This window comes from Lichenibacterium ramalinae, assembly GCF_004137085.1.
Taxonomy (GTDB): Bacteria; Pseudomonadota; Alphaproteobacteria; order Rhizobiales; family Beijerinckiaceae; genus Lichenihabitans; species Lichenihabitans ramalinae.
Genome location: NZ_QYBC01000013.1, coordinates 24281 through 50583, shown reverse-complemented (window position 1 = coordinate 50583; position 26303 = coordinate 24281). Strand labels below are relative to the sequence as shown.

The window sequence follows — 26303 nt, the reverse complement described above, 5'->3', positions numbered from 1 at the left end:
TCTCCGCGAGCCGATGCGACGCGTATAGCCCCATGCCTATCACGGCGAAAGCGGGCACTGCCGGCATGGCCTGTCAAGCGGAGGGCGAAGCGCGGTGGCGTCGGCGCCGATCCACCAGGTTTCCGGACCAGGCTGCGTCAGCAACGGCGTGACACGCGCCGGGACGACATCGTGCCTCGAAGCATCGCCGGTGTGCATCGAAGCAGGACCGCCCCGGTCCCGGCGCCCCGACGGTGGTTTTCCATTGACGACACGGTGGTTTGAACGCAGGTTGTGCCTGGCTGACGTGTCGATCGGGCAACCACGGTCGGTGGTTTGTCGCAAAGAAGCAGGCCTACCCCCGGTCGCGCAAGCGGGTCGGCGACATGGCTTTTCCGTCCCGTCTCGCGTCCGGATCCGCATGCGGTTTCGCTGTTTCCGTTCCGCCTCGGCCATCCTGTGCGCCGCCGCGCTCCTGACGCCGCAACCGATCCGCGCCGCTCCCACGCCCGCCGGCGGCGAGACCGTGGCGCAGGCGCTGTGCCGCGTCATCACCGGGGCCGCCGAGGCCCAGAAGCTCCCGGTCGGCTTCCTAACCCGCCTCATCTGGCAGGAATCGGCCTTCCGGGCGGAGGCCACGAGCCCCGCGGGGGCGCAGGGCATCGCCCAGTTCATGCCCGGCACGGCGGCCGAGCGGGGCCTCGACGACCCCTTCGATCCCGAAAAGGCGGTGCCGGCCTCGGCGGCGCTGCTGGCGGAACTATCGGGGCGGTTCGGCAACCTCGGCCTCGCGGCCGCCGCCTACAATGCCGGGCCGCGGCGCGTCGCCGACTGGCTGGCGGGACGGGGCGGGCTGCCGTTCGAGACGCGCGACTATGTGGAGCGCATCACCGGGCGCAGCGCGGAGGATTGGGCGGCGGATGCCAAGGCGCACGCGACCCGCGATCTCGCCGTGGATCCGCAGAACTGCCTCCAGCTCGCCGCCACGCTGCGGACGGCGCCGCGCCGCGGCGGGACGCGCATGGCCGAGGCGCCCTTCGCGCCCTGGGGCGTCCAGCTCGCCGGCAACTTTTCGAAGAGCCTCGCCCTCGCCTCCTTCTCCCGCGCCCGCGCCAGCCTGTCCGCCGTCATCGGCGACATCAGGCCCATGGTGATCGGCACGCGCCTGCGCACGCGCGGCACGAGGGCCTTCTATCGGGTGCGGGTGCCGGCGAACTCACGCCAGGAGGCCGATGCGCTGTGCCGCCGCATCCAGGCGGCGCGCGGCGCCTGCGTCACGTTGCGGAGCTGACCGGCTTGCCGGGCCAGGTGCACAGGTCGGCAACCCTGCAGCGACCGCAGGCCGGGCTCCGGGCCGTGCAGGTGTCGCGCCCGTGGCGGAACAGCCAGATGTGGGCGCCGTCCTTGAAGGCCTCCGGCACGGCGGCGTTCAGCCCGTCCGCCACCGCCGCAGGCGTCCGCCCGGGCGCCAGCGGGATGCGGTTCGACACCCGGAACACGTGGGTGTCGACGCCGATCACGGGCTCGCCGAAGGCGAAGTTGGCCGTCACGTCGGCGGTCTTGCGGCCGATGCCGGGCAGGGTCTGCAGTTCGGCCGAGGTCCGCGGCACGATGCCGCCGAAGCGCTCGACCAGCAGGGCGGAGAGCGCGATGATGTGGCGCGACTTGTTGAGGCCGAGCCCCACCGGCTTGATGATGGCGGCGACGCCCTCGCGGCCCAAGGCCAGCATGGCGGCGGGCGTGGCGGCGACGGCGAAGAGCGCGTCGGCCACGCGGCCCACGGTGGCGCCGGTCGATTGCGCCGACATCAGCACCGTGACGAGCAGCCGATAGGGGTCGTCGACGCCGAGGGCGGCCTTGGGATGGGGATCGGCTTCGGCGAGCCGGCCCAGGACGGCGGCGACGAGGACGGCGGCGACCCGGCCGGCTTCGGCGGGAGGGCGGTCGTCCGTAGCGGGATGCCGCGGCAGGGTCGCCAGCCCGTGGGGTCGGTCCTGTGTCATGCGCTCCAGGCGATGGCGCGAAATACGAAAAGGCCCGCCAGTACATCCGTGGCGGGCCCTCATGGCCATCAGCACAGATCCGGACAAGAGGTCCTGGATCGGAGATCGCGGGACGCGCAGGGCGCGTCCGTCACGTTCGGTGCAGGGGAAGCGGTCGCCAGTACATCCGTGGTCGACCGGCCGTCCCGTTCGGGCTCACAATGGAAGATAGTGGGATCGGCTCGGTTTGCAAGCCTGCCCCTGCACCCTGAAGATGAAACATCCGTCACGCTGGCAGCGGAACGGGTGCGCCGTCCGGCCGGGCCGGGGCTTCGTGCCGGCCGCCGCCGCCGAGGTCGGATGCGTCCGGTCGCTGCCCCGGCACCGTGCCGGCATCGTCGTGCGCGGCCTGCACGCAGGCGTCCACGGCTTCCCGCAGGCTCGCCGCGTAGATGTCGGCGGCGACGACGTTGCGGATGCGCTCGTTGTCGAGGTCCATCCCCTCGCTCGGCCACAGGCCGATGAGGATCTGGGCGCCGGGGATGCGCTGGCGCAGCCGACGGACCAGGTAGTGCAGGGCGGTCGGGCTGCCCGAGATCTCGAGGTAGCTGATGCACACCATGGCGACGCCCGTCGCGTCGAGCTCTTCGATGCCCTTGCGCGACGCGGCACCGTAGGGCGCCACCCGGGCGCCGAGCCCGTGCTTGCCGAGCAGCTGCGCCAGCATGGCGGAAGCGGCCTCGTCGAGCGGTCCCTTGCCGGCGATGCACAGCACCGGGGTCTCGCCGCGCCAGTGCTCCGCCAGGGCGCCGGTTTCGGGCGCGTCGGCCTTGGGGGCCGGCGGGGTCGGAACGGCGCGCTCCGCCCGCGTGGCCACGGCTTCGGCGGCCGCCTTGTCGGCGGGGTGCGGGTCCCGGTCCTCGTGGCTGGCGAGGTCCTCGGTCAGGGCCTTGACGCTTTCCTTGATGAGTTCGACCTTTTCGGCCGACAGCGCGCCGCGCAGGGCGTCGTTGGCGGCGAGCTGCAGGCCCTTCAGCGCCACCTCGTCGTAATAGCCGGTGAGCGACCGCTCCTTGAGCAGCGTTTCGGCCTGGTGCAGGGCCTCGTCGGGATCGTCGGCCAGCATGCGCTGGTAGAAATTCTCGACCGGCGTGAGCGCCGGGCGGTCGCCCAGCATGACGTCGAGGAACTCGAGCCGGTCGACGTGCCGGCCCAGCACCACGAGGCACAGCGTCAGCGGCGTCGACAGCAGCAGGCCGATGGGTCCCCAGAGCCAGGTCCAGAAGATGGCGGCGATGACCACGGCGGCGGGCGACAGGCCGGTGGAATGGCCGTAGACCAGCGGTTCGATGACCTGTCCGGTGATGGATTCCGAGACCACGTAGAGGCCCAGCGTCCACAGCACCATGGACCAGCCCGGGTCCACGGCGGCGGCGAGGGCCGTCGGCAGGACGGCAGCGATCACCGGCCCGATGTAGGGCACGAAGCGCAGCACCGCCGACAGCACGCCCCAAAGGGCCGCCGAAGGCACGCCGATGAAGTAGAGGCCCACGGCCGAGACCACGCCGAAGCAGGTGTTGATGGCGAGCTGGGCGACGTAGTATTTGCCGAGCCGCCGCCCGGCATCGTCGAGCGCCAGCGTCGTGCGCTGCAGGTCGTTCGAGCCGAAGAGCCGGATCATCCTGTCGCGCAGGTCTTCACGCTGCATCAGGATGAAGACCGCCACGATGACGACGATCAGCGTCGTCGACAGCGGGTCGATGATGGGCGCCAGGACGGTGCGGGCCAGTTCCATGGCTGAGGTCGGCGGCGGCACCACCTCGACGAGCTGCGGCTTCGGCGTGTCGGTCGACGCCGCCCCGGGCCCCGCCGTGGCGGCCTCCTCCGTCGTATGGCCCATCTGCCGGTCGAGCCGCTTCGTGAGGCCGGACAGCCGTCCGACCGTCATGGCCTGGACGGCGGCGATCTTGTGCTGGATCGTGCTGGTGTAGCGGGGCACGTCGCTCGCGATGCCCGCCACCTGCGTGCCGATGATGCCGCCGAGCGCGCCGATAATGCCGAAGGCCACCAGCACCGCCACCACCACGGCGGCGGCATGGGGCAGGTGCCAGCGCTGCAGGCGCGACACGAGCGGGGCCAGCATGAAGGACAGGATCACCGCCACCGTGATGGGGATGAGCACCTCGCGGGCGAAGTACAGCGCCGCCACCACAACCACGGCGACGGCCAGGGACAGGAGGCTGCTGAGGCCCGGCGTGTCCGCCGGGGCGACGCTGGCGGGGACGCGGTCGGCGGGTTTGGTTTCGCTCATCGGGCGGCGGCCTGCGGGTTCGACGGAAAGCGGGCGAGCGCCCGAGGCCGCAACGTGCCACCGGCGGAATGGATCCGGCCCGGGGCCGACCGGGGCGGCGCCGCCGAGGGATGCTTTTTTGCATGGAAGCCTTGCGTCGCGCCCACGGCCGTGCTCAATACGCGTCAACGAGACGGAAGCGGCACGGTCCTGCGCCCGCCTGGACAAAAAAAGACCGCCCAGCGGGCGGCCCGAAGTCTAGGGAGGAAACGCCCAAGAAGGGCACGTGACGCCTCGGCGCCACATCCGACAATCTACGCTCGCCCGTCCGCATGGCAAGGCCCGTTCGGGCCTCGCCCGCTTTCGGCTGTCGCGTGTGTCAATTGCACCACGGTAGGGCCTGTCCCCGGGGAGCGTTCAGCCGCCCTCCGGCGTCCGCCGCCGCGGGCCCTGGACGAGGCGCACCACCGCTCCCCGCAGCGTCTTGACGTCCTGCTCGCTCATGCCGATGCGGTGAAAGATGTTGCGCAGGTTGCGGCGCATCACGGGCTGCTTGCCGTCGGGGCGGAAGAAGCCCGCGGCCGTGAGTTCCCCCTCCACATAGGCGAAGAAGGACAGCAGCGCCTCGCGCGAGGCCGGGCGCGACAGTTCCGGCTCGGCGAAGGGCAGGGCCGCATCGCCGGACTGCCGGCGCCACTCGTAGCCCATGAGCAGCACCGCCTGGGCGAGATTCAGCGAACCGTGCGCCGGGTCGACCGGGAAGGTCACGACCGCGTCGGCCAGCGTCACCTCGTCGTTGCCGAGGCCGGTGCGCTCGGGGCCGAACAGGATGCCGCGCCGCTCGCCGGAGCGGATGGGCGCCGCCCAGGCCGCCATGGCGGTCTCCGGGGACAGCACGGGCTTGCCCTGACCGCGCTCCCGCGCCGTCGTGGCATAGACGGCGGTGAGGTCGGCGACCGCCTCCTCGATCGTCGCGAAGACCCGGGCGCCGTCGAGCACGTGGAGGGCGCCGGAGGCCGCGGCCTCGGCCACGTCCTTGTATTCGCCGGTGCGGGGCCAGCCGTTCTTCGGCGCCACGAGCCTCAGGTCGTCGAGCCCGAAATTCGCCATGGCGCGCGCCGCCATGCCGACGTTCACGGCCAGTTGCGGCCGCACCAGCACGATCGCGGGGCCGCCGCGGCCGGGGGCCTTGCTGTGGTCCGTTCCCGCCCCGGTCACCGTTTCCCCGCTCCCCCGTCCGCGCATCGCAGCCGCCATGCGTTCGGGGAAGGCGCGGCCGGTGTCAAGGCGCGGCGTCCGGCGACCTCCGTCAGGGCCGCCCCGCGGTGGCCACGGCCCGCCGGGCGCGGAAGGCCCGGGAACTCGTCGCGATCCGGTCGAGCACCGCGCCGGCCAGCAGCGTGTAGCCGCGGTCGGTCATGTGGAGGTTGTCGGGTCCCACGAGCGCCTGGGGCGTGACGGTGCCGTCGTCGATCCAGCCGCGCATCAGGGCGAAGCGGCGGACGACGTCGACATGGGCCTCGGCCCCGACCTCGCGCACCGCGTCGACGAAGCGGCTCTTGGCATCCGCCTTCTCGATCACGGGGGACCATTGCGGCTCCATGAGCAGCACTTCGGCACCCCCGGCGCGGATCGCCGCGATCCCGTCGCGCAGTTTGGTCTTGAACCGGTCCAGGGGAACGCCGCGCAGCGGGTCGTTGCTGCCCGCCTGCCAGATGACGAGGTCGGGATGAGCCGCCACCACGTCGGGGCCGATCCGCCGCACCATGTCGTCGATGTCCTCGCCGGCGACGCCCCGGTTGGCCACGGCGACGGCGGGCCGCCCGCCGAAGGCGGTGGCGAAGAGGCGCTGGAGCTGGGCGGGATAGCTCATGCCCGGCGTGGAAGCGCCGGTCCCCTGCGTGGACGACGACCCCAGGGCGACGATGCGGAACGGCGCCGCTTCGCCGCCGGACGCCCGCGCGGGCGCCGGCGACAGCAGCAGGGTGCCGAGGAGGCCGAGGGCGGCAAAGGCCCGCGGCGTCCGCCGCCGGGCGGCGCGGCGCTCAGGCCGGGGTGGAGCCGCCGGAGGCGATGGCGCTCGGCGCGGCGCAGTTCGAAGCATCGGGGACCAACTCCACGGGGTGTCGGGCGGCGCGGGCCGCCCGGCGGGCGTCGAGGGCGAGACCCAGCGCCAGCATGGCGCCGAGCCCCACGGTGTTGACGCCCACCTGGGCGGCGACGGTGACGCCGGCCGTGCGGAAGATCAAGCGTCCGACGAGGGCCAGAACGCAGCCCAGCGCGAAGACGGGCAGCGAATGCCGCCCACAGGCGGCGAGGGGCCGCAGCGCCGCCCACCGCGCCACTCGCGCCATGGCGGCGGAGGTCAGCACCGGGTAGACGATGGCGAGGACGTTGGCGAGGCGCCAGGGCGACACGTAGGTCTTGGGCTCGTTGCCGAAGATGCCGATCAGCGGGCTGGTGGCGTAGAAGTCGCCCGGCAGCGGGGCGGGCCAGAGCTTCCAGGCGTCGAGCACCAGGAACGCCCCGAGCGCGTAGAGCCAGCACAGGCCGAGAAGCAACGCCGGCGGCCGGACCATCAGCGGGTGGCGGCGCCGCGTCGCGATCGCCATCACGCAGCCGATGACGAAGAGCACCTGCCAGGTGAAGGGGTCGAAGTACCAATGCGCCTTGTCGGCCGGGTCGACCACGTTGCGCAGGTTCCAGTGCAGGACGTTGGCGGATCCATAGAGCGCGACCGAGGCGCCGAGCGTCGTCCGGACGCTGCGGGACAGGCCGAAGCGGATCAGCGGGAAGGCGGCGAGCAGCAGGATGTAGAGCGGCAGGATGTCGAGATAGGCCGGCAGCGCCCGCAGCGACACGCCCCGCATCGCGCCCGTCCAGCCGTCCCGCAGGATGGGGCCGACGATGATCGACTGGGTGCCGTAGAGCCGTTCCCAGGTGCCGACGAGCAGCAGCGTGGCGAGCAGCAGCACGACCTGCACGCCGTAGATGTGCAGGCAGCGCAGCAGCACCCGGGTCATGCCGACGCGCAGGCCGTGCCGGTCGAAGACGTTGCTGTAGGCATGGGTCGCCGAGACGCCGGCCAGCAGCACGAAGATCTCCGCGGCGTCGCTGAAACCGAAATTGTGCAGCGTGAAGTCGGCCAGCACATTGTCGGGGATGTGGTCGACGAAGATGGACAGGAGCGCGAGGCCGCGCAGCAGGTCGACGCGCGGGTCGCGGGCGGTGGACGGGAAACCTGCCGTCATGTCGCACCTCCGGCGGGGTTCGGCCGCGCGCGTCCGGTGCACGGCGCGCCACGGAACTGAGCCGCAGCTTAGCACGGCGCCGCCGCGATGGCTTCATCGTTTCCCTGCCGCCGGTTTCGCTCTATAGCGGCCGAGGATCCGGCGCGCGCCGGGACGCCGCGGCGCGGGCCGCCACGGGATGGTCCGCCAGCCTCAAGGGATGCTCAGCATGGACAAGATCAAGGTCGCGAAACCCGTCGTCGAGCTCGACGGCGACGAGATGACCCGCATCATCTGGCACTACATCCGCGACAAGCTGGTCCACCCCTACCTCGACGTCGACCTGCGCTACTACGACCTGTCGGTCGAGAACCGCGACGCCACGGGCGACCAGGTGACGATCGATGCCGCCAACGCCATCAAGGAGCACGGCGTCGGGGTCAAATGCGCCACCATCACGCCCGACGAGGCGCGCGTGCAGGAGTTCAACCTCAAGGAGATGTGGCGCTCGCCCAACGGCACGATCCGCAACATCCTCGGCGGTGTCATCTTCCGCGAGCCCATCATCTGCCAGAACGTGCCGCGGCTCGTGCCGGGCTGGACGCAGCCGATCGTCATCGGCCGCCACGCCTACGGCGACCAGTATCGCGCCACCGACTTCACCGTGCCGGGCAAGGGCCGCCTCACCGTCAAGTTCGAGGGCGAGGACGGCACCGTCATCGAGAAGGAGGTGTTCAAGTTCACCGGCGCGGGCATCGCCATGTCGATGTACAACCTCGACGATTCGATCCGCGACTTCGCCCGGGCCTCGCTGAACTACGGCCTGAACCGTAAGTTCCCGGTGTACCTGTCGACCAAGAACACCATCCTCAAAAAGTACGACGGCCGCTTCAAGGACATCTTCCAGGAGATCTACGACGCCGAGTTCAAGTCGAAGTTCCAGGCGCTCGGCATCACCTACGAGCACCGGCTGATCGACGACATGGTAGCGTCGGCGATGAAGTGGTCGGGCGGCTACGTCTGGGCCTGCAAGAACTACGACGGCGACGTGCAGTCCGACACGGTGGCGCAGGGCTTCGGCTCGCTCGGCCTCATGACCTCCGTCTTGATGACGCCGGACGGCGCCACCGTCGAGGCCGAGGCCGCGCACGGCACCGTGACGCGCCACTACCGCGAGCACCAGAAGGGCCGGGAAACCAGCACCAACTCCATCGCGTCGATCTTCGCCTGGACGCGCGGCCTCGCCCACCGGGCCAAGCTCGACGACAATGCCGCCCTGGCGCGCTTCGCCGGCACGCTGGAGAAGGTCTGCGTCGACACCGTCGAGGGCGGCGCCATGACCAAGGACCTGGCGCTTCTGGTCGGCCCGGACCAGACCTGGCTGTCGACCACCGGCTTCCTCGACCGCGTCGACGCCAACCTGCGCGCCGCCATGGCGTGACGGACGACGCCGCGGCGCCCGGCCGGAGCGGCGGGCGTCGCGGCGCGACCCACGGTCCGCCGCCGCCCGCCCGAGCCCCGAGGAACACGCCATGCACTACGACCTGATCATCCGCGGCGGCACGCTGGTGCTGCCCTGGGGCGAGGAGGCCGCCGATGTCGGCGTTCGGGACGGCCGCATCGCGGCGATCGGCGCGCTCGCCGGTGAGGACGGCGCGGAGGTGATCGAGGCCGCGGGCCTGCACGTGCTGCCGGGCCTGATCGACAGCCACGTCCACCTGCGCGACCCCGGCGACCCCGCCGTGGAGACGCTGGCCACCGGCACGCGCGGCGCCGTGCTGGGCGGCATCGCCACCGTCTTCGACATGCCCAACACCAACCCGCCGATCGTCGACCGCGAGCGGCTCGACTGGAAGCGCGGCTACGTCGAGGAGCAGAGCTGGTGCGACGTCGGCCTCTACGTCGGCGGCACCAAGACCAACGTCGACGCCCTCGCCGACCTCGAACAGGCGCCGGGCGTCTGCGCCGTCAAGGTTTTCGCCGGCTCGTCCACCGGCACGCTGATGGTCGAGGACGACGAGAACCTCGAGCGGGTGATGCGCGCCGGGCGGCGGCGGATCGCCTTCCACAGCGAGGACGAATATCGCCTCCAGGCTCGCAAGCCCCTGTTCCGCTCCGGCATGCCGCACCGCAGCCACATGGAGTGGCGCGACGAGGAATGCGCCTTCCTGGGCACGCGGCGCCTCATGGCCCTGGCGCGACGGACCGGGCGGCCGGCCCACATCCTGCACGTTTCCACCGCCGAGGAGCTCGCCTACCTGCGCGACTTCCGCGACATCGCCACCGTGGAGGTGCTGGTCAACCACCTGACCCAGGTGGCGCCCGACTGCTACGACCGGCTCGGCGGCTTCGGCGTGATGAACCCGCCGATCCGCGGCGAGCGCCACCGGGCGGCGAGCTGGGCGGCGATCGCCGACGGCACGGTCGACACCGTCGGCTCCGACCACGCGCCCCATTCCCGCGCCGCCAAGGCGCTGCCCTGGCCCGAATGTCCGGCCGGCCTCACCGGAGTGCAGACGCTGGTGCCCATCATGCTCGACCATGTCGCCGCCGGGCGCCTGTCGCTGTCGCGCCTCGTCGACCTCATGGCGGCCGGCCCGGCGCGGGTCTACGGCCTCGTCGGCAAGGGCCGGCTCGCGGCCGGCTTCGACGGCGACTTCACGCTGGTCGACCTCCAGCGGCGCCGCACCATCGAGGACAGCTGGATCGCCTCGCCCTGCGGCTGGACGCCCTTCGCCGGCGCCCGCGTGCAGGGTTGGCCCGTCGCCACGGTGGTGCGCGGCCGCCCCGTGATGCGGGACGACGAGGTGCTGGGCGCGCCCGCCGGCCGGCTCGCCCGCTTCCGCGGCTGAGCGGCGCGGCGCGATCCGCCGCCGCAGACCCGCCCCAGCACCGCCGCCGCTTGACGGCCGGCCGTGCCGGCGCGCACCTTTCGCGCCGCGGGCCGTGCAAGGCCCGGTCCGGGAGGGGAACACGATGGCGGCCATCGCTTGGATCGGGCTCGGCAACATGGGTGGGCCGATGGCGGCCAACCTCGTGCGGGCCGGCCATGCCGTGACGGGGTTCGACCTCAGCCCGGCGGCCTGCGACGCGGCGCGGGCGACGGGCGTCGCCATCGCGGCGTCGGCGGCCGCCGCGGCCGCGGGGGCCGAGGTCGTCGTGACCATGCTGCCGGCGGGCCGTCACCTCGTCGAGGCCTACGAGGGGGGCCTCGTGGCCGGCGCCCCGGCCGGCGCGCTCTTCATCGATTCCTCGACCGTGGACGTCGCCTCCGCCCGGCAGGCGCACGACCTCGCCGCCGGGGCCGGGATGATGGCGGTCGACGCGCCGGTCTCGGGCGGCGTCGGCGGCGCCAGCGCCGGCACCCTCACCTTCATGGCGGGCGGCACGCCGGCGGCGCTGGACCGGGCCCGGCCGATCCTCGCCGCCATGGGCAAGCGCGTGGTGGCCTGCGGCGGCCCGGGCGCCGGCCAGGCCGCCAAGATGTGCAACAACATGATCCTCGGCATCGCCATGATCGGCATCAGCGAAGCCTTCGTCCTGGCCGAAAAGCTCGGCCTCGACCACCAGGCGCTCTTCGACGTCGCCTCGACCTCCTCGGGGCAGTGCTGGGCGCTCACCAACCACTGCCCGGTGCCCGGCCCGGTGCCCGCCAGCGCCGCCAACCACGGCTACCGTCCGGGCTTCGCCACCGCCCTGATGCTCAAGGACCTGACGCTGGCCCGCGACGCCGCCGCGGCTGTCGGGGCCGAGACGGCGCTCGGCGCGCAGGCTCGCGAGATCTTCGCGCGCTTCGCCGAGTCCGGCGGAGCGGCGCTCGACTATTCGGCCGTGATCGGGGCGATCCGGGGCGGTTGACCGGCACAAACCGGGCTGCTCCGGGATTGGCAGGGCGCCGGCGGACCACGCCCGCCTCGCCGCCAAGAAGGACCCCATGCCCCCCTCCGAGCACGAGCCCCCGCGCCGCGCCCTGCTGATCGTCAACGAGCACAGCCGCTCGGGACGCGACAATGCCGACACGGCGCAGGCGCTGCTGGAGGGGGCCGGCTTGGCGGTGCGGCGCGGCGACACGCAATCGCGCGAGGACGTGTCGCGGCGCATCGTCCAGCTCGAGCCCGAGATCGACCTCGTGGTCGTGGGAGGCGGGGACGGCACCATCAACGCCGCGGCGCCGGGCATCCTGGCGACGCGCCTGCCGCTCGGCGTGCTGCCGCTCGGCACCGCCAACGACCTCGCCCGCACGCTCGGCCTGCCGCTCGACCTCGAGGGAGCGGTGAACGTCATCGCGGCCGGGCGGACCCGCCGGATCGACCTCGGCGACGTCAACGGCCACCCCTACTTCAATGTCGCCAGCCTCGGCTTCGGCGTCGACCTCACCCACGCGCTGACCAGCGACGCCAAGAAGCGCTGGGGCCCGCTCGGCTACGCTGTCGCGGGCCTGCGCGTGCTGCGCCGCCTGCGGCCCTTCCACGTCGAGATCGAGACCGGCGAGACCCGCATCCGCTCCCGCACCATCCACCTCGCCGTTGGCAACGGCCGCCACTACGGCGGCGGCATGACGGTGAGCGAGGACGCCGCGATCGACGACGGGCGCCTCGACGTCTACAGCCTGGAAGTCGAGAGCGCGTGGAGGCTGTTGATGCTGCTGCCCGCCCTGCGCAGCGGGCGCACCCAGGACTGGACCGAGATCCGCACGCTGGGGGGCGAGGAGATCCGCGTCACCACGCGCCGCCACCGTTCGGTCAACGCCGACGGCGAGATCGTCACCCGCACGCCGGCGACTTTCAAGGTGCTGCACGACGCCGCGACGCTGTTCGTGCCGGAGTGAGGGGCACGGCCCAGCGGGGCCGCGTCGTCCGAGGGCACGAAAAAGGGCGGAGGCTCGCGCCTCCGCCCTTCACGATCCCCGATGGGGCCGGGATCAGTAGGTGGCGATCGTCGTCCCGCCGAAGGGCGCGCCGAGCACGCGGAACGGAAGCTGCACGATTTCGCCGACGGCGCGGAGCGGAGCGCCGATCAACACCAGCGGGTTGGTGGCGATGTCGCCGGTGGCGGGGAAGATGCCGCCGACGGCGCGGAACGGCAGGCTCACGACGTTGCTGGCGAAGCCGAGCGGGCCCGTCACGATGTTGCCCGGGCCGCCGACCACGACCGGGGCCGGCGCGACGACGACGGGCTGCTCGACGGCCGCCACGGTGCGGCGCACCGTCAGCGGGCGGCGCGAAGCGTAGCTGGTGCGGGACTCCATGGAGGCCTGGTTGTGCATGGCGCGACGGCGCATCATGCCGCGGCTCGGCTTGTTGCCGTTCATGCCGGTGGCGCTGTCGGACGCCAGCCTGTTGGGCTGCATGCCGTTCGGTCCGTTGGTCAGAGCGCTCTGGGCCGAAGCCGACAGCTCGGTGGCGACCAGCGCCAGGGACGCGACCGCTGCAACGGCGACGAGCTTCTTGATGGTGGACATGGTGGTACTCCAAAACAAAATGTCGCGGGGAGAATGCGCGACGACGGCGATCGGTTCATTCCGCTGTGGCAGAGCTGCCCCGACACGGCCGCTTCGACGACACGGGCGTGTCATGACCAAGGCATGCGGGTGGCGGGCCTGCCCGGCGCGGCGGTTGGCGGCCGGGCGTGGCTCCGGGGTGACAGGTGGGCCGCGGGCGGGGGTCCCGAGGCCGCGTTTTTTTGGGCGGGAACCCTCTTGCGACCCCCTGGTCCATCACCACATCAGCATCGCGCGGGCCACAAAGGACGCGCTTCCAACCGGTCCCGGACAGCAACGCCGGGGTCACATGTCGCTCCAAAGAGGATGTGTCGCACATGCGCCAGTACGATCTCTCTCCCCTGTACCGTTCCACCGTCGGCTTCGACCGTCTCTTCACCATCCTCGACCAGATGTCGGGCGTGGAGGCGGCGGCCCAGACCTATCCGCCCTACAACATCGAGCGGACCGGCGAGAACGCCTACCGTATCTCCGTGGCCGTTGCGGGCTTCTCCGAGGACGATCTTTCGATCGAGACCCGTGAGAATGTCCTGCTGATCCGCGGCTCCCGCAAGGCCGAGGCGGCCGAGGCGCCCAAGACCGAAGTGCTCTACCAGGGCATCGCGGCCCGCGCCTTCGAGCGCCGCTTCCAGCTCGCCGACCACGTCCAGGTGACGGGCGCCGCGCTGGAGCACGGCCTGCTTCACGTGGACCTCGTGCGCGAGATCCCGGAAGCCCAGAAGCCGCGCCAGATCAGCATCGGCACGAATGCCCGCGCCCCGAAGGTGGTCGAGTCCAAGGCCGCCTGATCGGACCACGGTCCCGAGACCGACGCTCGCCGAACGACGGCCGCGAGGCGCCCCGCGAGGGGCGCCTCTTCTGGATAAGTGGCTTCTCGCGAGGCGCGCCTCTTCTGGATGAGCGGCGCCGCGCGAGGGGCGCCTTTTTCTGATGAGCGGCGCCTCGCGAGGGGCGCCGCTTTCGTGCGTGCGGCATGCCGGCGTCGGCATCGACGGCCCGGGGCGGGACCCCGCCGGGCTCCCTCGCCGTTAGGGGCTGCGAACCGGGCAGGCCCGGCCCCCGGCGCGCCCGCCGCGCCGCAGCACGAAAGTACCATCCATGCGTTACAACAAGCTCGGCCGTACCGGCCTCTTCGTGTCCGAACTGTGCCTCGGCACCATGACGTTCGGCGGCACCGGCGAGGTTTGGAGCAAGATCGGCACCCTGCAGCAGGACGAAGCCGACGGACTCGTCCGCACGGCCGTCGACCGCGGCATCAACTTCATCGACACGGCCGACGTCTATTCGGAAGGTGCTTCCGAGGAGATCACCGGACAGGCGCTGCACAACCTCGGCCTCGCCCGCCACGACGTGGTGCTGGCCACCAAGGCCTTCGGCGAGACCGGCAAGGGGCCGAATGCCCGGGGCTCCTCGCGCGTCCACCTGATCGATGCCTGCAAGGCCAGCCTGAAGCGCCTCAAGACCGATTACATCGACCTCTACCAGCTGCACAGCTTCGACCCCGCGACGCCCATCGAGGAGACGCTGCGGGCCCTCGACGTGCTGGTCCAGCACGGCCACGTCCGCTACGTCGGGGTGTCGAACTGGGCCGCCTGGCAGATCACCAAGGCGCTCGGCCTGTCCGACAAGCTCAACCTCGCCCGGTTCGAGACGCTGCAGGCCTATTACACGGTGGCGGGCCGCGACCTCGAACGCGACCTCGTCCCCATGATGCGGTCGGAAGGCGTGGGCCTCCTCGTGTGGAGCCCGCTGGCCGGCGGCCTGCTGTCGGGCAAGTATTCCCGCGACCGGCAGGGCGAGCAGGGCAGCCGCCGCCTGTCCTTCGACTTCCCGCCCGTCGACAAGGGCCGAGCCTGGGACGTCATCGACGTGCTGCAGCCCCTGGCCGAGAGCCGCGGCGTGTCGGTGGCGCAGATCGCCCTCGCCTGGCTGCTGCACCAGCGGGTCGTCACAAGCGTCATCGTCGGGGCCAAGCGGGTCGACCAGCTCGAGGACAACATCGCGGCGACGGCGGTCGAGCTCACCGAGGAGGAACTCGCCGCCATCGACAAGGTCAGCGCGCTGCCGCCCGAATATCCGGGCTGGATGCATGCCCGCCAGGGCGAGTACCGCCGCAAGCAGATGGCCGGGGAGCCGCGGCCGGCCGGCCGCTGAGCCCTTCGATCAGCGACCGCCGTCCACGGCGAGGCGCAGCGCGAGGCCGGTGAAGACCGTGCCGAGCGCGATCTGCGGGGCGCGCTTCCAGCGGGTGCGCCCCGCCATGACGCGGCCGAGGCGGCTGGCCCCCAGCACCAGCGCGCCGTTGACCAGGGCGCCGACGACGTTCAGCACCGTCGCCAGCACCAGGATCTGCAGCGCCACCGGGCCGCCGTCCGGCGTCACGAACTGCGGGAACAGCGCCAGGGCGAAGAGCGCCACCTTGGGGTTCATCAGGTTGGTGAGCAGGCCCTGGCGGAACACGGCGCCGAGCGACAGCCGCGGCACGGCGGCCGGGGCCAGCGGTGCTGCGGCACCGGAGCGGAACGCCGCCACGGCCAGCACCAGGAGGTAGGCGGCGCCGGCGTAGCGCACGGCGTCATAGGCGAGCGGCACGGCCCGGAACAGTTCGGCGAGGCCGAGCGCCACCGCGATGGCGTGGCAATAGATGCCGGCCTGCGCCCCCAGGATGGACGCGAAGCCGGCGCTCCGCCCCTGCGCCACGGTGCGCGACAGGATCAGCAGCATGTCGGGGCCCGGCGTGCAGGCCAGGGCGAGGGCCGCGGCGGAGAACACCGCGATCGTGGCGAGATGGGGCATCGGCGGGGCGCTCGGCGGGCTCGGGACGCGCGACCCTAGCAGCGCGGTCCGCCGCGGGCGAGCGCTTCCGGCCGGGCGGGCCGGCAAGCCGGCACGGACGGCGCCGTCTTAACGAGGCGGCAAGCATGAGCGACGAAAGGCGGGCCGCCGCTGTGTCGGGCCCTCGGTCGTCAACGTCTTCGCCACCGGGCTGGTGCCAAGCTGATGCGTCCCGTCCCGGAAAGGCCTCCCATGCTGGTGCCCGTCGTCTCGCTGCCGATCGTCGCCGTGCCGGCCGTGTCGCCGTTGAAGCGCTCCGCGGCCCAATCCAAGACCGACAAGGACAGGGGCCGGCGTCGCCAGGCGGCGGGGCGGTTCGAACTCGAGGACCGGCGGGAGCGCCCCAGCGGCGACCCGGCGGCGGCGATGAGTTCGGCCTCGGTCCTGTCGGCGCTGCTCGATCTGCCGCGCGGCGGCTGAACCCCATCCGAGGGCACGGCGACGCGCCAGGCCCGGCTCGTCCCCGAACCCACGGTCTCGTCGCTCGACCGGAACGTGGTACCGCGTCGCCGACCGCAAGGCCGGACAGCGCCAGTTTGTCCTGGCCGGTCCCGACGGCGACCTGCTCCGTCCCGCGGAGGATCTCGGGTTCAGGACCTCGGCCCAGTCCCCCCGCTGGAGCTCGCCTCCACGGGCTGGCCGGCGTCGCGGCGGCCGAAATCCGCCGCCGCCGTCTCCTGGCCGACCGCCACGATGGAGGTGCGGATGGCGCGCGTCTTAGTGAACAGCTCGAAGAGCCCGTCGCCGTCGCCGAACCGCACCATGCGCTGCAGCGCCGACAGGTCCTCGAGGAAGCGGCCCAGCATCTCCAGCACGGCCTCCCGATTGTTGAGGAAGACGTCGCGCCACATGGTCGGGTCCGAGGCGGCGATGCGGGTGAAGTCGCGGAAGCCGCCGGCCGAGAACTTGATCACCTCGGAGTTCGTCACGGTCTCGAGATGCGCCGCCGTGCCCACGATGTTGTAGGCGATGAGGTGCGGGACGTGGCTGGTGATGGCGAGGACGAGGTCGTGATGGGCGGGGCTCATCGTGTCGACCCTGGCGCCGAAGCCCTCCCACAGCGCCCGCACCCCGGCCACCGCCGCCTCGGGCGAGGCTTCGCAGGGCGTGAGGATGCACCAGCGGTTCTCGAACAGGGCCGCGAAGCCGGCGTCGGGCCCGGAAAACTCCGTGCCGGCGACGGGATGGGCCGGCACGAAGGCCACGCCCGCGGGGAGGTGGGGCGTCACCGCCTCCACCACGGCGCCCTTCACCGATCCCACGTCGCTCAGCACGGCGCCGGGCGCGAGATGGGGGGCGATCTCGGCCGCGACGGCCCCGATGGCGCCGACCGGCACGCAGAGCACCACGTGGTCGCAGCCCGCCACGGCCTCGGCGGCGGTGTCGGCGACGATGTCGGCGAGGCCGAGCTCCACGACCCGCGCCCGCACCGCCGCCGAGGCGTCGTAGGCCACGATGGTGCCGACACCTCCGCCGCGCCGCGCCGCCAGCGCCACCGAGGCGCCGATGAGGCCGAGCCCGACGACGCAGAGGCGCTCGAAGACGCGGCCGGAGCCCGGCGCGTCAGCCACGGGCGCCGTCCGCCAGGAACGCGCGCAGCGTGTCGACGACGAGGCGGTTGGCTTCCGCGGTGCCGACCGTGAGGCGCAGGTGGTGGGGCAGGCCGTAGGAGGCCACGGCCCGCAACACGAGGCCCCGCGCCGCCAGCGCCCCGTCGGCCGCCGCGGCCGTGTGCGGCCCGGCCTCGGGGAAGCCGATCAGCAGGAAGTTGCCGACGCTCGGCACGACGGCGAGCCCGAGGCCGCGCAGCTGTTCGGTGAGCCAGGCCGCCCAGCGGGCGTTGTGCGCCACGGCGGCATCCTCGTGGTCGCGGTCCTCGATGGCGGCGATGCCGGCCTCGATGGCGGGCAGGTTGACGTTAAAAGCGCCGCGGATGCGGTTCATGGCGTCGCAGACCTCGGCGGGCGCGTAGGCCCAGCCCACCCGCAGCGCCGCGAGGCCGTGGATTTTGGAGAAGGTGCGGGTCATCACGACGTTGTCGGCCGTCGCCGCCAGCTCGAGGCCGGACGAATAATCGTTGTTGCGCACGTATTCCGCATAGGCGGCGTCCAGCACCAGCAGCACGTTCGGCGGCAGGCCGGCCTGCAGGCGCCTGACCTCGGCGAAGGGCAGGTAGGTGCCGGTCGGGTTGTTGGGGTTGGCCAGGAACACGATGCGGGTGCGCGGCGTGACGCGGGCCAGGATGGCGTCGACGTCGGCGGTGAGGTCGCGCTCCGGGGCCACGACGGGCACGCCGCCGGCCGCCTGGATGGCGATGCGGTAGATGAGGAAGCCGTGGGTGGTGAAGATGCCCTCGTCGCCCGGCCCGATGTAGCTGTAGGCGAGCAACGACAGGAGGTCGTCCGAGCCGCAGCCGCAGATGATGCGTGCCGGGTCGATGCCGTAGCGCTTGCCGATCGCCTCGCGCAGCCGCGTGGCGGCGCCGTCCGGGTAGAGTTCGAGCTTGGCGGCCGCCGCCGCAAAGGCCGCCGCGGCCTTGGGGGAGGGGCCAAGCGGGTTCTCGTTCGACGACAGCTTGAACAGCTTCACGCCGGGCGCCACCGCGCTCTTGCCGGGCACATAGGCCTCGACGGCGAGGACGCCGGCGCGGGGGACGGGGCGGGCGGCGGTGTCGGTGGACATGGCTGTGGCTTCTCGGGACGCTTGTGTCAGGCCGGGACGGCAGGGGCGGAGACGGCGGCGAAGTCGTAGCGGGCGGCGTGGCTGCCGACGGGCGCGACCCGCACGTCGCCCGCGACCGCCGACAGCGCCGCCTGCAACCGGACGGCCGAGGCCTCGGCCAGGCCCTCGGCGGGCCCTTCCGCCGCGCCGGGCATCGCCACCAGCAGCGCGAGGCCGCCGGCCGCCGCCGTCTGTTCGAGAATCTCGCCGCCCTCGGCAGCCGCCGCGGCCGGGATGCCGTCGCGCCAGCGCTCGACCCACACGCTGTGAAGCAGGACCTCGGTCGCCGGCGTGGCGGCGGACGCCATGGCCACCACGACCACCGGCATGCCGGCCGGATGGTCGGGCCGTTCCACGAAGGGCAGGCGGGCGATGACCTTGGGGGCGTCGGGGCCGACGAGACCGCGCCACCACGGGCCCGCCGCGACGCCGCCTCCGAGCCGGATCAGGCCGAGGTCGGAACCCGCGCGGCGCACCGCCGCGATGACGGCCGCCGGCCCGTCCTGGGTGTGGAGCGGCACCGTGAAGCCGAAGTGGAACCGCGCCGAATCCCGCATGGCGGCATCGCCGGCCGCGGTGTCGGCATGCACGGCGTAGCCGGCCTGGATGAACGTGAAGGTCGAGATGATGATGCGCCAGATGCCCTCCACCGTGTCGAGCGGCAGGCGCCCGCGGTGGCGCTCGGCGATGTGGCGCATCATGGAGGCTTCCCGGTCCGGCCGGAAGGCCGACCCGCCGCCGGCCCGGGCCTTCACGGCGATCAGCCGATCGATGATGGCGCCGCGCGCCATGAGGTTCTCGTGCATGGCGGCATCGATCCGGTCGATCTCGACCCGGAGATCGCCCAGCGTCTCGGCCCGTCCGGCGGCATCTGGGGCTTTGGGCGTGCTGGTCATGGCGGGGGTTTCGGCGGCGGCGGGTCCCGCCTTGTATCGGGGTGGCGGCGGGGACGCAAAGCCTGTCGGAGGCCTTCGGGCCCGCCAAGACCCGCGTTGTCCCGCCTCGCCGTTGCCATGTTTCGCGACAACCGGCGGCGGTCCGAGCCTTGCTAACACTTTGTTCAATTCGTTCGTGCCGCGAACAGGGGCTCGCCATGCACAACCGCCGCAACCACGACAGACGCCGCGCGTTCGAGGCCGGTCGCCTCGCCGGGCCCGGAACGGGCGGCGGGGTCGATTGCGTCCTGCGCGACCTGTCGCCCGGCGGGGCCCGCCTCCTCGTCGCGGCAGCGCAGGGCCTGCCCGCCGATGCAACGCTCGCAGTCGGGCCGGGCCAGGCGCCGCGTCCGGTCCGGGTGGTGTGGCGCGGCGAGGGCGCCGTCGGGGTGAGGTTCACCGATCGCGACCCGGCCGAGCCTGCGGGGGGCGGCACGGTCGTATCCTTGACCCTGGCCCGTGCCGCCCGCCAGGCGCCGGCCGATGCCGAGCGCCTCGCCCCCGGAGCCTCGGACAATGCCGAGCGCCTCGTCCACGCAGCCTCGGTCGATGCCGAGCGCCTCGCCGAGCGGGTCTCCGCCGTGACGCGCCCGCGCTCCCGTCCGCTGCCACCCTGGGCCGTGTCGAGCTGACGCCGAGATGCCCCGGGCCGACGACGGGGCGAAAGAACCCGGCCTCAGCTTCGCCTCAAACGACCGTATGATGTTCATACGGTCGTAGGAACGGAAGAGGCGTCGTCGATGCTGCGCACGAGATCTGGCCTGCCGCGCTGCGCGGCGAAATGGGTGGCCCAGGTGGCGGCCTCCGTCGGGGCGACCGCGCTGGCGTCGCTGATCTACACGGCGCTGCCCAAGCCGGTGCTTTCCGAGGCGCCGGCCTCGCAGCCCGAACTGACCAGCGGCGGCAAGTTCGCCGCCCGGGCCATCACGCCGGTCGCCTATGACGGGCTCGACGCCATGTCGGCCCCCCATGTGGTGCCGTCGGCGGTGCGCCTCGTCGCCGCGACGCCGTCCGCCGACGTCGCGCTCCCGCCGGCGGTCGAGCGCCGGGTGCCGAAGCCGGTCCGCGCCATGCCGCGCACCGAAGCGCGCCACGGCGCCGTGCCCGCCGAGGCCATGCCCCGCCTCGCTTCGTCGGCCGCCGTCGTCACCGCCGCCCAGCCCGTGGCGGCGACGCGGCCCGAGCCCGGGCGGGACGACGGTGGCTTCATGGCGGCGATCCTGCCGTCGGCCATGCCGACGATCTTGCCGACGATCTTGCCGAGCGTGCTGCCGAAGGTCGTTTCCACGGCGCGAGCCGCCTGGACTCTCACGGCCTCGGCCGGCGAGTCCCTCGTGGCCCGCGTGGTCCCCCAGGTCCCGTGAACGACACCACGCTCGCCGAGGGCCGCGTCCCGGCCCGCCCGTCCTCGCGGCAGGCCGAGGCCACGCGCCGCGCGCTGCTGCTCGCCGGGATCGAAGCCTTCGCCGAGCACGGCTACGAGGCGGCGTCGGTGCGCGACATCACCGCCAAGGCCGAGGTCAACCAGGGCGGCATCACCTATCATTTCGGCGGCAAGGAGGGCCTCTACCGGGCCGTGCTCGAAGCGGTGCGCGACCGCGTCGGCGCGACGCCGCTGCTCGATGCCGCGGCGGTCGGCAGCCATGCGCCGGAGGAAACCGTGCGGCGGTTCCTGCGGCAGATGCTGGCCCCGCTGGCCGAGGGCCCGGAGGACCGGCGTCACCTGCGCGTCTTCGCCTGGGAGCAACTGCGGCCGACCGCCGTGGGGCGCCGGCTGCAGGAGGAGAAGCCCTTCGCCCCCTCCGTGCTGGCAGGCTTGATCGTGCGGCGCCTGCGGCCGGGTGACGACGAGGCTGCCGTCGCCATCGCGACGGCCTGGATGGTCGGCCAGGCCATCACCTTCGTGCGCGATGCCGACTACTGGGCGCGGCCGCCCTTCTCCGTCGCGCTCGACGCCGCGGGGCTCGACGCGCTCGTCGCCACAATGGCACGCCTGTGCCTGGGCGGCCTCTCGGCCGGTGGGCCGCCGGTCAAGCTTACCGAGATTTAATGGCCCCGGGGGCGCTTCGAGCCCGGTTGGCGGCCTCCGCGGCCTTGTCGCTTTTCCGGCCCGGAGCCATATTCCCGTCAGAGTTCGGCGCACCGGGGTATCGGGTCGCCCGCACCAGAGGGGATTTCATGTCCGACTACCGCAATCCGTCGTACCGCTGGGGCGGCACCGCGGCCCGGGCCGGCGCAGACGTCGACCAGGGCCTCCGCGCCTACATGCTGGGCGTCTACAACAACATGGTGCTCGGCCTCGCCATCACCGGCCTCGTCGCGCTCGGCACCAACCTGCTGGCCGTGACGACCGATCCGGCCGATGCCGCCGTGCGCTTCCACAGCTTCTACCTCACGAGCTTCGGCTACGCGCTCTACGGCAGCCCGCTGCGTTACGTGGTGATGCTGGCACCGCTGGCCTTCATCTTCTTCTTCTCCTTCCGGATCGACCGGATGTCCGCCGCGTCGGCGCGCAACATGTTCTTCGCCTTCTCGGCGGTGATGGGCCTGTCGCTGTCGTCGATCCTGCTGGTCTACACGGGCCAGTCGGTGTTCCTGGCCTTCTTCGAGACCGCCGCGGCCTTCGCCGGCCTCAGCCTCTACGGCTACACGACCAAGCGCGACCTGACCGCGATGGGGTCGTTCCTGGTGATGGGCCTCGTCGGCCTCTTCGTCGTCATGATCGTGAACATGTTCGTCCACAGCTCGGCGCTGCAGTTCGGCATCTCGATCCTGGCCGTCGGCATCTTCGCCGGCCTCACGGCCTGGGACACCCAGCGCATCAAGGAGATGTACTGGGAGCATGACGGCTACGAGGTCGCCACCAAGAAGGCCGTCAACGGCGCTCTGATGCTGTACCTCGACTTCATCAACATCTTCACGGCGCTGATCCAGCTGACCGGCAACCGCAACAACTGAGGCGGCCACCGCCCACGACCGAAAGCCCCGGAGCGATCCGGGGCTTTTTCATTGTCGGGGTGACGCTGCGACGCGAGCCGTCGCGGGACCAGACCTTACCTATCGCCGGCCCCCGCCAGCACTGCCTCGATGGCCTCGGCGATGGCCAGCACGCTCCAATCGTCGCCGTTGCGGCCCATCACCGTCAGCCCGGTGGCGAGGCCCTCCGGCCCGCCCATCGGCACGGTCGCGGCGCAGCCGTCGACGAGGTTGACCCGCGACGGGTTGCGCAGCACCAGGGCGTTGAGCCGGTCGAAGTCGCGCTCGACCTGGGCGATCCGTGGCGCCACGACGGGCAGGGTGGGGGCGACCAGCACGTCGACCTCGCGGGCCACCGCCTCATAGGTGGCCCGCGCGGCATCGCGGCGGCGGCGGGCCTCGGCCAGCGCCTCGGGCGCCACGGCCGCCCCGGAGCGAATGCGCCGCAGCACCCGCGGGTCGCCGAGCGCCGCAAGCCGATCGAGATGGGGCGCGTGGATCGCATGGGCCTCGGCCGACACGATGGTGGCGTTGATGTCGCCCTCGGCGAAGCACGGGATCGCTATGTCGCGCAGCACCGCACCGGCGCGCGACAGTTCCGCCAGGGCGCGCCCGTAATGGTCGCCGACCGCGTCGTCGAGCCCGTCGGCCATCACCGTCGACACGACGCCGACCCGCAACCCCGCCACGGAGCGCCGCCGCGCGGCGGGCCTCGCCTCCCCGCAGAGGACCGCGTAGATGGCGGCGCAGACCGCCACCGTCGGCGCGATGGGACCGAAGCTGTCGTAGGTGCCCGACAGCGGGAAACCCCCGGCCAGCGGCACGCTGCCCTGGCTGGGCTTGAACCCGGCAAGGCCGTTCAGCGCCGCCGGGATGCGGATGGAGCCGCCCGTGTCCGAGCCGAGCGCGGCGTCGCAGAGCCCGAGCCCGACCGACACACCCCCGCCCGACGTGGAGCCGCCGGGGATGCGGGAGCGGTCGCGCACGTTGCCGGGCGTGCCGTGATGCGGGTTCAGCCCCACGCCCGAATAGGCGAACTCGCTCATCGTGGTGCGGCCGAACGGCACGGCGCCGGCGGCGAGCAGCCGCGCCACCGCGACCGCGTCGGCGGTGGCCGGCGCGCGGTCGCGCATCAGGGTCGAACCGGCCGTCGTGACGATGCCGGCCTCGTCGAACAGGTCCTTGATGGAGACCCGCAGGCCGTGCAGCGGCAGGTCCTCGCCGGCCCGCTTGCGGCGGTCCACAGCGCGGGCCACCGCGAAGGCGCGGTCGGCGTCGAAGCGGGTGAAGATCTTGGAGGCTTCGGCGAAGCCGAGGGCCAGGACGCGGTCCACGCCGGCGCGCGTCGCATCGGCGGCGCGGAAGCGGAACCGCCCGGGATCCGCGCCGAAGAAGCTCGTCGGCGCGTGGAGCGGCCCGCTCAGGGCCGGACCCGCTTCACGGCCTCGACCGCCGCCTTGGCGTTGCGGGTGATGTCGGCCCAGCGTCCCGCGCGGATGTCCTCCGTCTTGGCGATCCAGGTGCCGCCCACGGCCGCGATGACGTCCATCTTGAGCCAGTCGCCGAGGTTGTCGACCGCGACGCCGCCCGTCGGGATGAAGCGCATCCCGAGATGGGCGAAGGGCGCCGAGATGCCGGCGAGGGCCTTGGGGCCGCCGGCCGTGCCGGCGGGGAAGAACTTGCACAGGCTGCAGCCGAGCCGCATCGCGGCCGACAGTTCGGACGGCGTCATGATGCCGGGCGCGAAGGCCCAGCCGGCCGCCATGGCTTCCCGCACGATGACGGGGTCGAAGCCCGGCGCCAGGCCGAACCTGGCCCCGCTCTGGCGCGCCGCGGCGAGCGAATCGAGGTCCAGCACCGTGCCGGCCCCGACGGTGAAGTCCGGCCGCTCGGCCGTCATCCGGGCCATGACGTCGGCGGCGGCCTTGGTGCGAAACGTGACCTCGGCCACCGGCAGGCCGCCTTCGGCCAGCGCATCGGCCAGCGGGATGGCGTGGGCGGCATCCTCGATGGCGATGACGGGCAGCACGCCGAAGCGGCAGGCCTGGGCGAAGACGTCATCGGTCGCTGTGTCGATCATGGTGCGGCGCCCCTCGTTGGAGGGCCCGAGTCGTAACGGGTCGGGCCGGGTGCGGCAAGCCGAGCGGCGTTGCGGCACCCGCAGCGGGGCGCCTATGCTGGCCGGGGCGAACCGGGGGAGACGCGCCATGGAGGCCGACGGGTTTCGCGACCGCAACCAGCGTTACGGCTATCTCGTGGCCTGCGAGAACGCGCGCCGCATCCTGGCCGACGCGTCCGTGCTGGAGGCGGGGCGCCGCCATCTCGACCGCTTCACGCGCGACATCCCGCAGCGCCGCCATGCCCACGCGCTGTGGTCGGCGCTGCTCGACGAGGGGGCGGCGGCGGTGGCGGCGCGGCTGACGGAGCGCGGCGCGCGGGGCGATGATGCGCGCGAAACGGCGCCATCCTTCGGCGGGCTGTCGGGGCCGGTCCGGGCGCGGCTGCTGGTGATGGCGCGCGTCCCGCTCGACGCTCCGGCGTCGACGGGTCTCGTCGCGTGACGAAAAGGTCTCGTTATCTTCGGAAGGCCGATATCGCCCACCTCGTGCGGGCTGCGACAGGCGTCACCGGCCGGGACACGTTCGTCATCGTCGGCACGGGAGCCGTCATCGCACAGCTGAAGACCGTGCCGCTCGATCTGATGGAGACGCGCGAGATCGACATCTCCGTGCCGGACGTCCCGGACGGCGACGCCATTTCCGACCTCATCGACGGCTCCATCGGCGAGGGCTCGCCCTTCGACGAAGCCTTCGGCTACGACGCACACGGCGTCGGTCCGTTCACGGCCTGTCTGCCGGACGATTGGGCGACGAGGGCCGTCCGCTACGCGTTGCCGAACAGCCCGGGCGTCGTCTGCCTCTGTCCGGAGGTGAACGACATCGCGCTATCGCAGCTCTGTGCCTGGCGCGAGACAGACCGGGCTTGGCTCGAGGCGGGCCTGTCGACCGGCGTCCTCAGCCTCCCGGCCATGGCGGCGCGCGCCACGTCGATCGGCAACCCGAACGCGCCCGCGCCCGACGAGGTCGACCGGCGGCTCGCTGCGCTGTCGGACCGTCTGCGCCCGGGCCGGTCCTAACCCGCCGCCCGCTGCGCCTCGGCGGCGGCGTATTGGAGCCAGATGGCCTTGGGGCCCATGCCGTCGACGAAGGCCGCGTGGGCGGCATCCTCCTCGGGCGTCAGGGCCGACGGCAGCGGGGCGGGGCGCTGCAGGGGCTTCGCCACGATGCCGCCGGCCTCGCGCGCGGGGGCGCGGGGGCCGAGGCCGAAGCTCGTCTGCCGGCCGCCCGACAGCTCGGCGTAGACTTCCGCCAGCAGCTCCACGTCGATCATGGCGCCGTGCTTCACGCGCTTGGACGTGTCGATCCTGTAGCGGGAGCAGAGCGCGTCGAGCGAGTTCGGCGCGCCGGGGTGGCGACGGCGCGCCATGGCGAGCGTGTCGATCACGTCGTCCATGGGGATCGGCGGCTTCTTCAGCAGCCCGAGCTCGTGGTTGATGAAGCGCATGTCGAATTCGGCGTTGTGGATCACGAGCTTGGCGCCGCGCACGAAATCCAGGAAGCCGTCGACCTGCCGGGCGAAGACGGGATGGCCGGCGAGGAACTCCGCCGACAGGCCGTGCACCTTGAACGCCCCCTCCGGCATGTCGCGCTCGGGGTTGATGAAGACGTGGTAGCGGTTGCCGGTCGGGATATGATTGATGATCTCGATGCCGGCGATCTCGCACAGCCGGTCGCCCGTCTTGGGGTCGAGGCCGGTGGTCTCGGTGTCGAGGACGATCTCGCGCATCGGCGTGCC

At 72.5% G+C, this 26303-nt stretch carries 27 protein-coding genes; 14 read left to right on the top strand and 13 right to left on the bottom strand.

The window, feature by feature from the left end; translation table 11 throughout:
* The first annotated feature begins 400 nt into the window (after nucleotides 1-400).
* The gene (locus D3272_RS15835) at nucleotides 401-1270 is read left to right on the top strand and encodes a lytic transglycosylase domain-containing protein (protein ID WP_129220185.1); all 870 of its coding nucleotides are present in this window, start codon (nucleotides 401-403) and stop codon (nucleotides 1268-1270) included.
* On the opposite strand, the gene D3272_RS15830 is transcribed toward D3272_RS15835, so the two are convergent.
* The 5 genes from D3272_RS15830 to D3272_RS15810 all read right to left on the bottom strand — a co-directional run bounded on the left by D3272_RS15830 (nucleotide 1254) and on the right by D3272_RS15810 (nucleotide 7502).
* On the bottom strand, nucleotides 1254-1982 hold the full coding sequence (locus tag D3272_RS15830) for an endonuclease III domain-containing protein (protein ID WP_129220184.1): 729 nt from the start codon (nucleotides 1980-1982) through the stop codon (nucleotides 1254-1256). The genes D3272_RS15835 and D3272_RS15830 overlap by 17 nt on opposite strands.
* Nucleotides 1983-2247: 265 nt before the next feature.
* A complete protein-coding gene (locus tag D3272_RS15825) occupies nucleotides 2248-4272 on the bottom strand; it encodes an AI-2E family transporter (protein WP_129220183.1) in 2025 nt (674 codons plus the stop codon).
* A 396-nt stretch (nucleotides 4273-4668) separates the two neighbouring features.
* A complete protein-coding gene (locus D3272_RS15820; protein ID WP_129220182.1) occupies nucleotides 4669-5469 on the bottom strand; it encodes an RNA methyltransferase in 801 nt (266 codons plus the stop codon).
* 91 nt (nucleotides 5470-5560) lie between these two features.
* On the bottom strand, nucleotides 5561-6355 hold the full coding sequence (locus D3272_RS15815) for an SGNH/GDSL hydrolase family protein (protein ID WP_129220181.1): 795 nt from the start codon (nucleotides 6353-6355) through the stop codon (nucleotides 5561-5563).
* Entirely contained in the window at nucleotides 6297-7502 is a 1206-nt protein-coding gene (locus D3272_RS15810; protein WP_129220180.1) for an OpgC family protein, read from the bottom strand. Before D3272_RS15810 ends, D3272_RS15815 begins: the two co-directional genes overlap by 59 nt.
* Nucleotides 7503-7710: 208 nt before the next feature.
* Here D3272_RS15810 and D3272_RS15805 point away from each other — a divergent pair, with 208 nt between their 5' ends.
* The 4 genes from D3272_RS15805 to D3272_RS15790 all read left to right on the top strand — a co-directional run bounded on the left by D3272_RS15805 (nucleotide 7711) and on the right by D3272_RS15790 (nucleotide 12309).
* Entirely contained in the window at nucleotides 7711-8922 is a 1212-nt protein-coding gene (locus D3272_RS15805; RefSeq protein ID WP_129220179.1) for an NADP-dependent isocitrate dehydrogenase, read from the top strand.
* 91 nt (nucleotides 8923-9013) lie between these two features.
* Nucleotides 9014-10333, top strand: coding sequence for a dihydroorotase (locus tag D3272_RS15800; protein ID WP_129220178.1), 1320 nt, complete (start codon nucleotides 9014-9016; stop codon nucleotides 10331-10333).
* 124 nt (nucleotides 10334-10457) lie between these two features.
* Nucleotides 10458-11339 carry a 3-hydroxyisobutyrate dehydrogenase gene (mmsB, locus tag D3272_RS15795; RefSeq protein WP_129220177.1) on the top strand — a complete coding sequence of 294 codons (882 nt, stop codon included), beginning with the start codon at nucleotides 10458-10460 and terminating at the stop codon, nucleotides 11337-11339.
* A gap of 76 nt (nucleotides 11340-11415) precedes the next feature.
* Complete coding sequence (locus tag D3272_RS15790; RefSeq protein WP_129220176.1) at nucleotides 11416-12309, top strand: lipid kinase; 894 nt, start codon at nucleotides 11416-11418, stop codon at nucleotides 12307-12309.
* Nucleotides 12310-12402: 93 nt separating this feature from the next.
* Here D3272_RS15790 and D3272_RS15785 read toward each other — a convergent pair whose 3' ends face one another.
* Nucleotides 12403-12942, bottom strand: a complete 540-nt coding sequence (locus D3272_RS15785; protein ID WP_129220175.1) for a hypothetical protein — start codon at nucleotides 12940-12942, stop codon at nucleotides 12403-12405.
* A 356-nt stretch (nucleotides 12943-13298) separates the two neighbouring features.
* On the opposite strand from D3272_RS15785, the gene D3272_RS15780 reads away from it, so the two are divergent.
* Nucleotides 13299-13769 carry an Hsp20 family protein gene (locus tag D3272_RS15780; protein ID WP_129220174.1) on the top strand — a complete coding sequence of 157 codons (471 nt, stop codon included), beginning with the start codon at nucleotides 13299-13301 and terminating at the stop codon, nucleotides 13767-13769.
* 310 nt (nucleotides 13770-14079) lie between these two features.
* The gene (locus tag D3272_RS15775; RefSeq protein ID WP_129220173.1) at nucleotides 14080-15135 is read left to right on the top strand and encodes an aldo/keto reductase; all 1056 of its coding nucleotides are present in this window, start codon (nucleotides 14080-14082) and stop codon (nucleotides 15133-15135) included.
* Between the two features lie 9 nt (nucleotides 15136-15144).
* On the opposite strand, the gene D3272_RS15770 is transcribed toward D3272_RS15775, so the two are convergent.
* Nucleotides 15145-15777 (bottom strand): LysE family translocator, encoded by a 633-nt coding sequence (locus D3272_RS15770; protein WP_129220172.1) that lies wholly within the window; start codon nucleotides 15775-15777, stop codon nucleotides 15145-15147.
* 231 nt (nucleotides 15778-16008) lie between these two features.
* Here D3272_RS15770 and D3272_RS15765 point away from each other — a divergent pair, with 231 nt between their 5' ends.
* Nucleotides 16009-16236, top strand: a complete 228-nt coding sequence (locus D3272_RS15765; protein WP_129220171.1) for a hypothetical protein — start codon at nucleotides 16009-16011, stop codon at nucleotides 16234-16236.
* A gap of 170 nt (nucleotides 16237-16406) precedes the next feature.
* On the opposite strand, the gene D3272_RS15760 is transcribed toward D3272_RS15765, so the two are convergent.
* From D3272_RS15760 to D3272_RS15750, 3 genes are read right to left on the bottom strand one after another with little or no spacing between them, the layout of a single operon-like run.
* On the bottom strand, nucleotides 16407-17387 hold the full coding sequence (locus tag D3272_RS15760; protein WP_129220170.1) for a prephenate/arogenate dehydrogenase family protein: 981 nt from the start codon (nucleotides 17385-17387) through the stop codon (nucleotides 16407-16409).
* The gene (locus tag D3272_RS15755; RefSeq protein ID WP_129220169.1) at nucleotides 17380-18498 is read right to left on the bottom strand and encodes a pyridoxal phosphate-dependent aminotransferase; all 1119 of its coding nucleotides are present in this window, start codon (nucleotides 18496-18498) and stop codon (nucleotides 17380-17382) included. Before D3272_RS15755 ends, D3272_RS15760 begins: the two co-directional genes overlap by 8 nt.
* Before the next feature lie 26 nt (nucleotides 18499-18524).
* Complete coding sequence (locus tag D3272_RS15750) at nucleotides 18525-19433, bottom strand: chorismate mutase (protein WP_129220168.1); 909 nt, start codon at nucleotides 19431-19433, stop codon at nucleotides 18525-18527.
* A gap of 197 nt (nucleotides 19434-19630) precedes the next feature.
* On the opposite strand from D3272_RS15750, the gene D3272_RS15745 reads away from it, so the two are divergent.
* The 4 genes from D3272_RS15745 (at nucleotide 19631) to D3272_RS15730 (ending at nucleotide 22430) form a co-directional block, all read left to right on the top strand.
* Entirely contained in the window at nucleotides 19631-20104 is a 474-nt protein-coding gene (locus D3272_RS15745) for a PilZ domain-containing protein (protein WP_129220167.1), read from the top strand.
* A gap of 108 nt (nucleotides 20105-20212) precedes the next feature.
* Nucleotides 20213-20836, top strand: coding sequence for a hypothetical protein (locus D3272_RS15740; RefSeq protein WP_129220166.1), 624 nt, complete (start codon nucleotides 20213-20215; stop codon nucleotides 20834-20836).
* The gene (locus tag D3272_RS15735) at nucleotides 20833-21522 is read left to right on the top strand and encodes a TetR/AcrR family transcriptional regulator (RefSeq protein ID WP_129220165.1); all 690 of its coding nucleotides are present in this window, start codon (nucleotides 20833-20835) and stop codon (nucleotides 21520-21522) included. The genes D3272_RS15740 and D3272_RS15735 overlap by 4 nt, the downstream gene beginning before the upstream one ends.
* A 128-nt stretch (nucleotides 21523-21650) precedes the next feature.
* Nucleotides 21651-22430 carry a Bax inhibitor-1/YccA family protein gene (locus tag D3272_RS15730; RefSeq protein WP_129220164.1) on the top strand — a complete coding sequence of 260 codons (780 nt, stop codon included), beginning with the start codon at nucleotides 21651-21653 and terminating at the stop codon, nucleotides 22428-22430.
* A gap of 95 nt (nucleotides 22431-22525) precedes the next feature.
* Here the strand turns inward: D3272_RS15730 and D3272_RS15725 are convergent, their stop codons facing one another.
* Nucleotides 22526-23782, bottom strand: coding sequence for an amidase family protein (locus D3272_RS15725; protein ID WP_165361378.1), 1257 nt, complete (start codon nucleotides 23780-23782; stop codon nucleotides 22526-22528).
* An 86-nt stretch (nucleotides 23783-23868) separates the two neighbouring features.
* A complete protein-coding gene (locus D3272_RS15720; protein ID WP_129220162.1) occupies nucleotides 23869-24528 on the bottom strand; it encodes a bifunctional 4-hydroxy-2-oxoglutarate aldolase/2-dehydro-3-deoxy-phosphogluconate aldolase in 660 nt (219 codons plus the stop codon).
* A 127-nt stretch (nucleotides 24529-24655) separates the two neighbouring features.
* On the opposite strand from D3272_RS15720, the gene D3272_RS15715 reads away from it, so the two are divergent.
* On the top strand, nucleotides 24656-25009 hold the full coding sequence (locus D3272_RS15715; protein ID WP_129220161.1) for a hypothetical protein: 354 nt from the start codon (nucleotides 24656-24658) through the stop codon (nucleotides 25007-25009).
* A 44-nt stretch (nucleotides 25010-25053) separates the two neighbouring features.
* Entirely contained in the window at nucleotides 25054-25584 is a 531-nt protein-coding gene (locus D3272_RS15710) for a DUF6036 family nucleotidyltransferase (RefSeq protein WP_129220160.1), read from the top strand.
* Here D3272_RS15710 and dnaQ read toward each other — a convergent pair.
* Nucleotides 25581-26294: a DNA polymerase III subunit epsilon gene (gene dnaQ / locus D3272_RS15705; RefSeq protein WP_129220159.1), complete on the bottom strand. Its 714-nt coding sequence runs from the start codon at nucleotides 26292-26294 to the stop codon at nucleotides 25581-25583. The two genes, D3272_RS15710 and dnaQ, sit on opposite strands and share 4 nt — an antisense overlap.
* Between the last annotated feature and the right edge of the window lie 9 nt (nucleotides 26295-26303).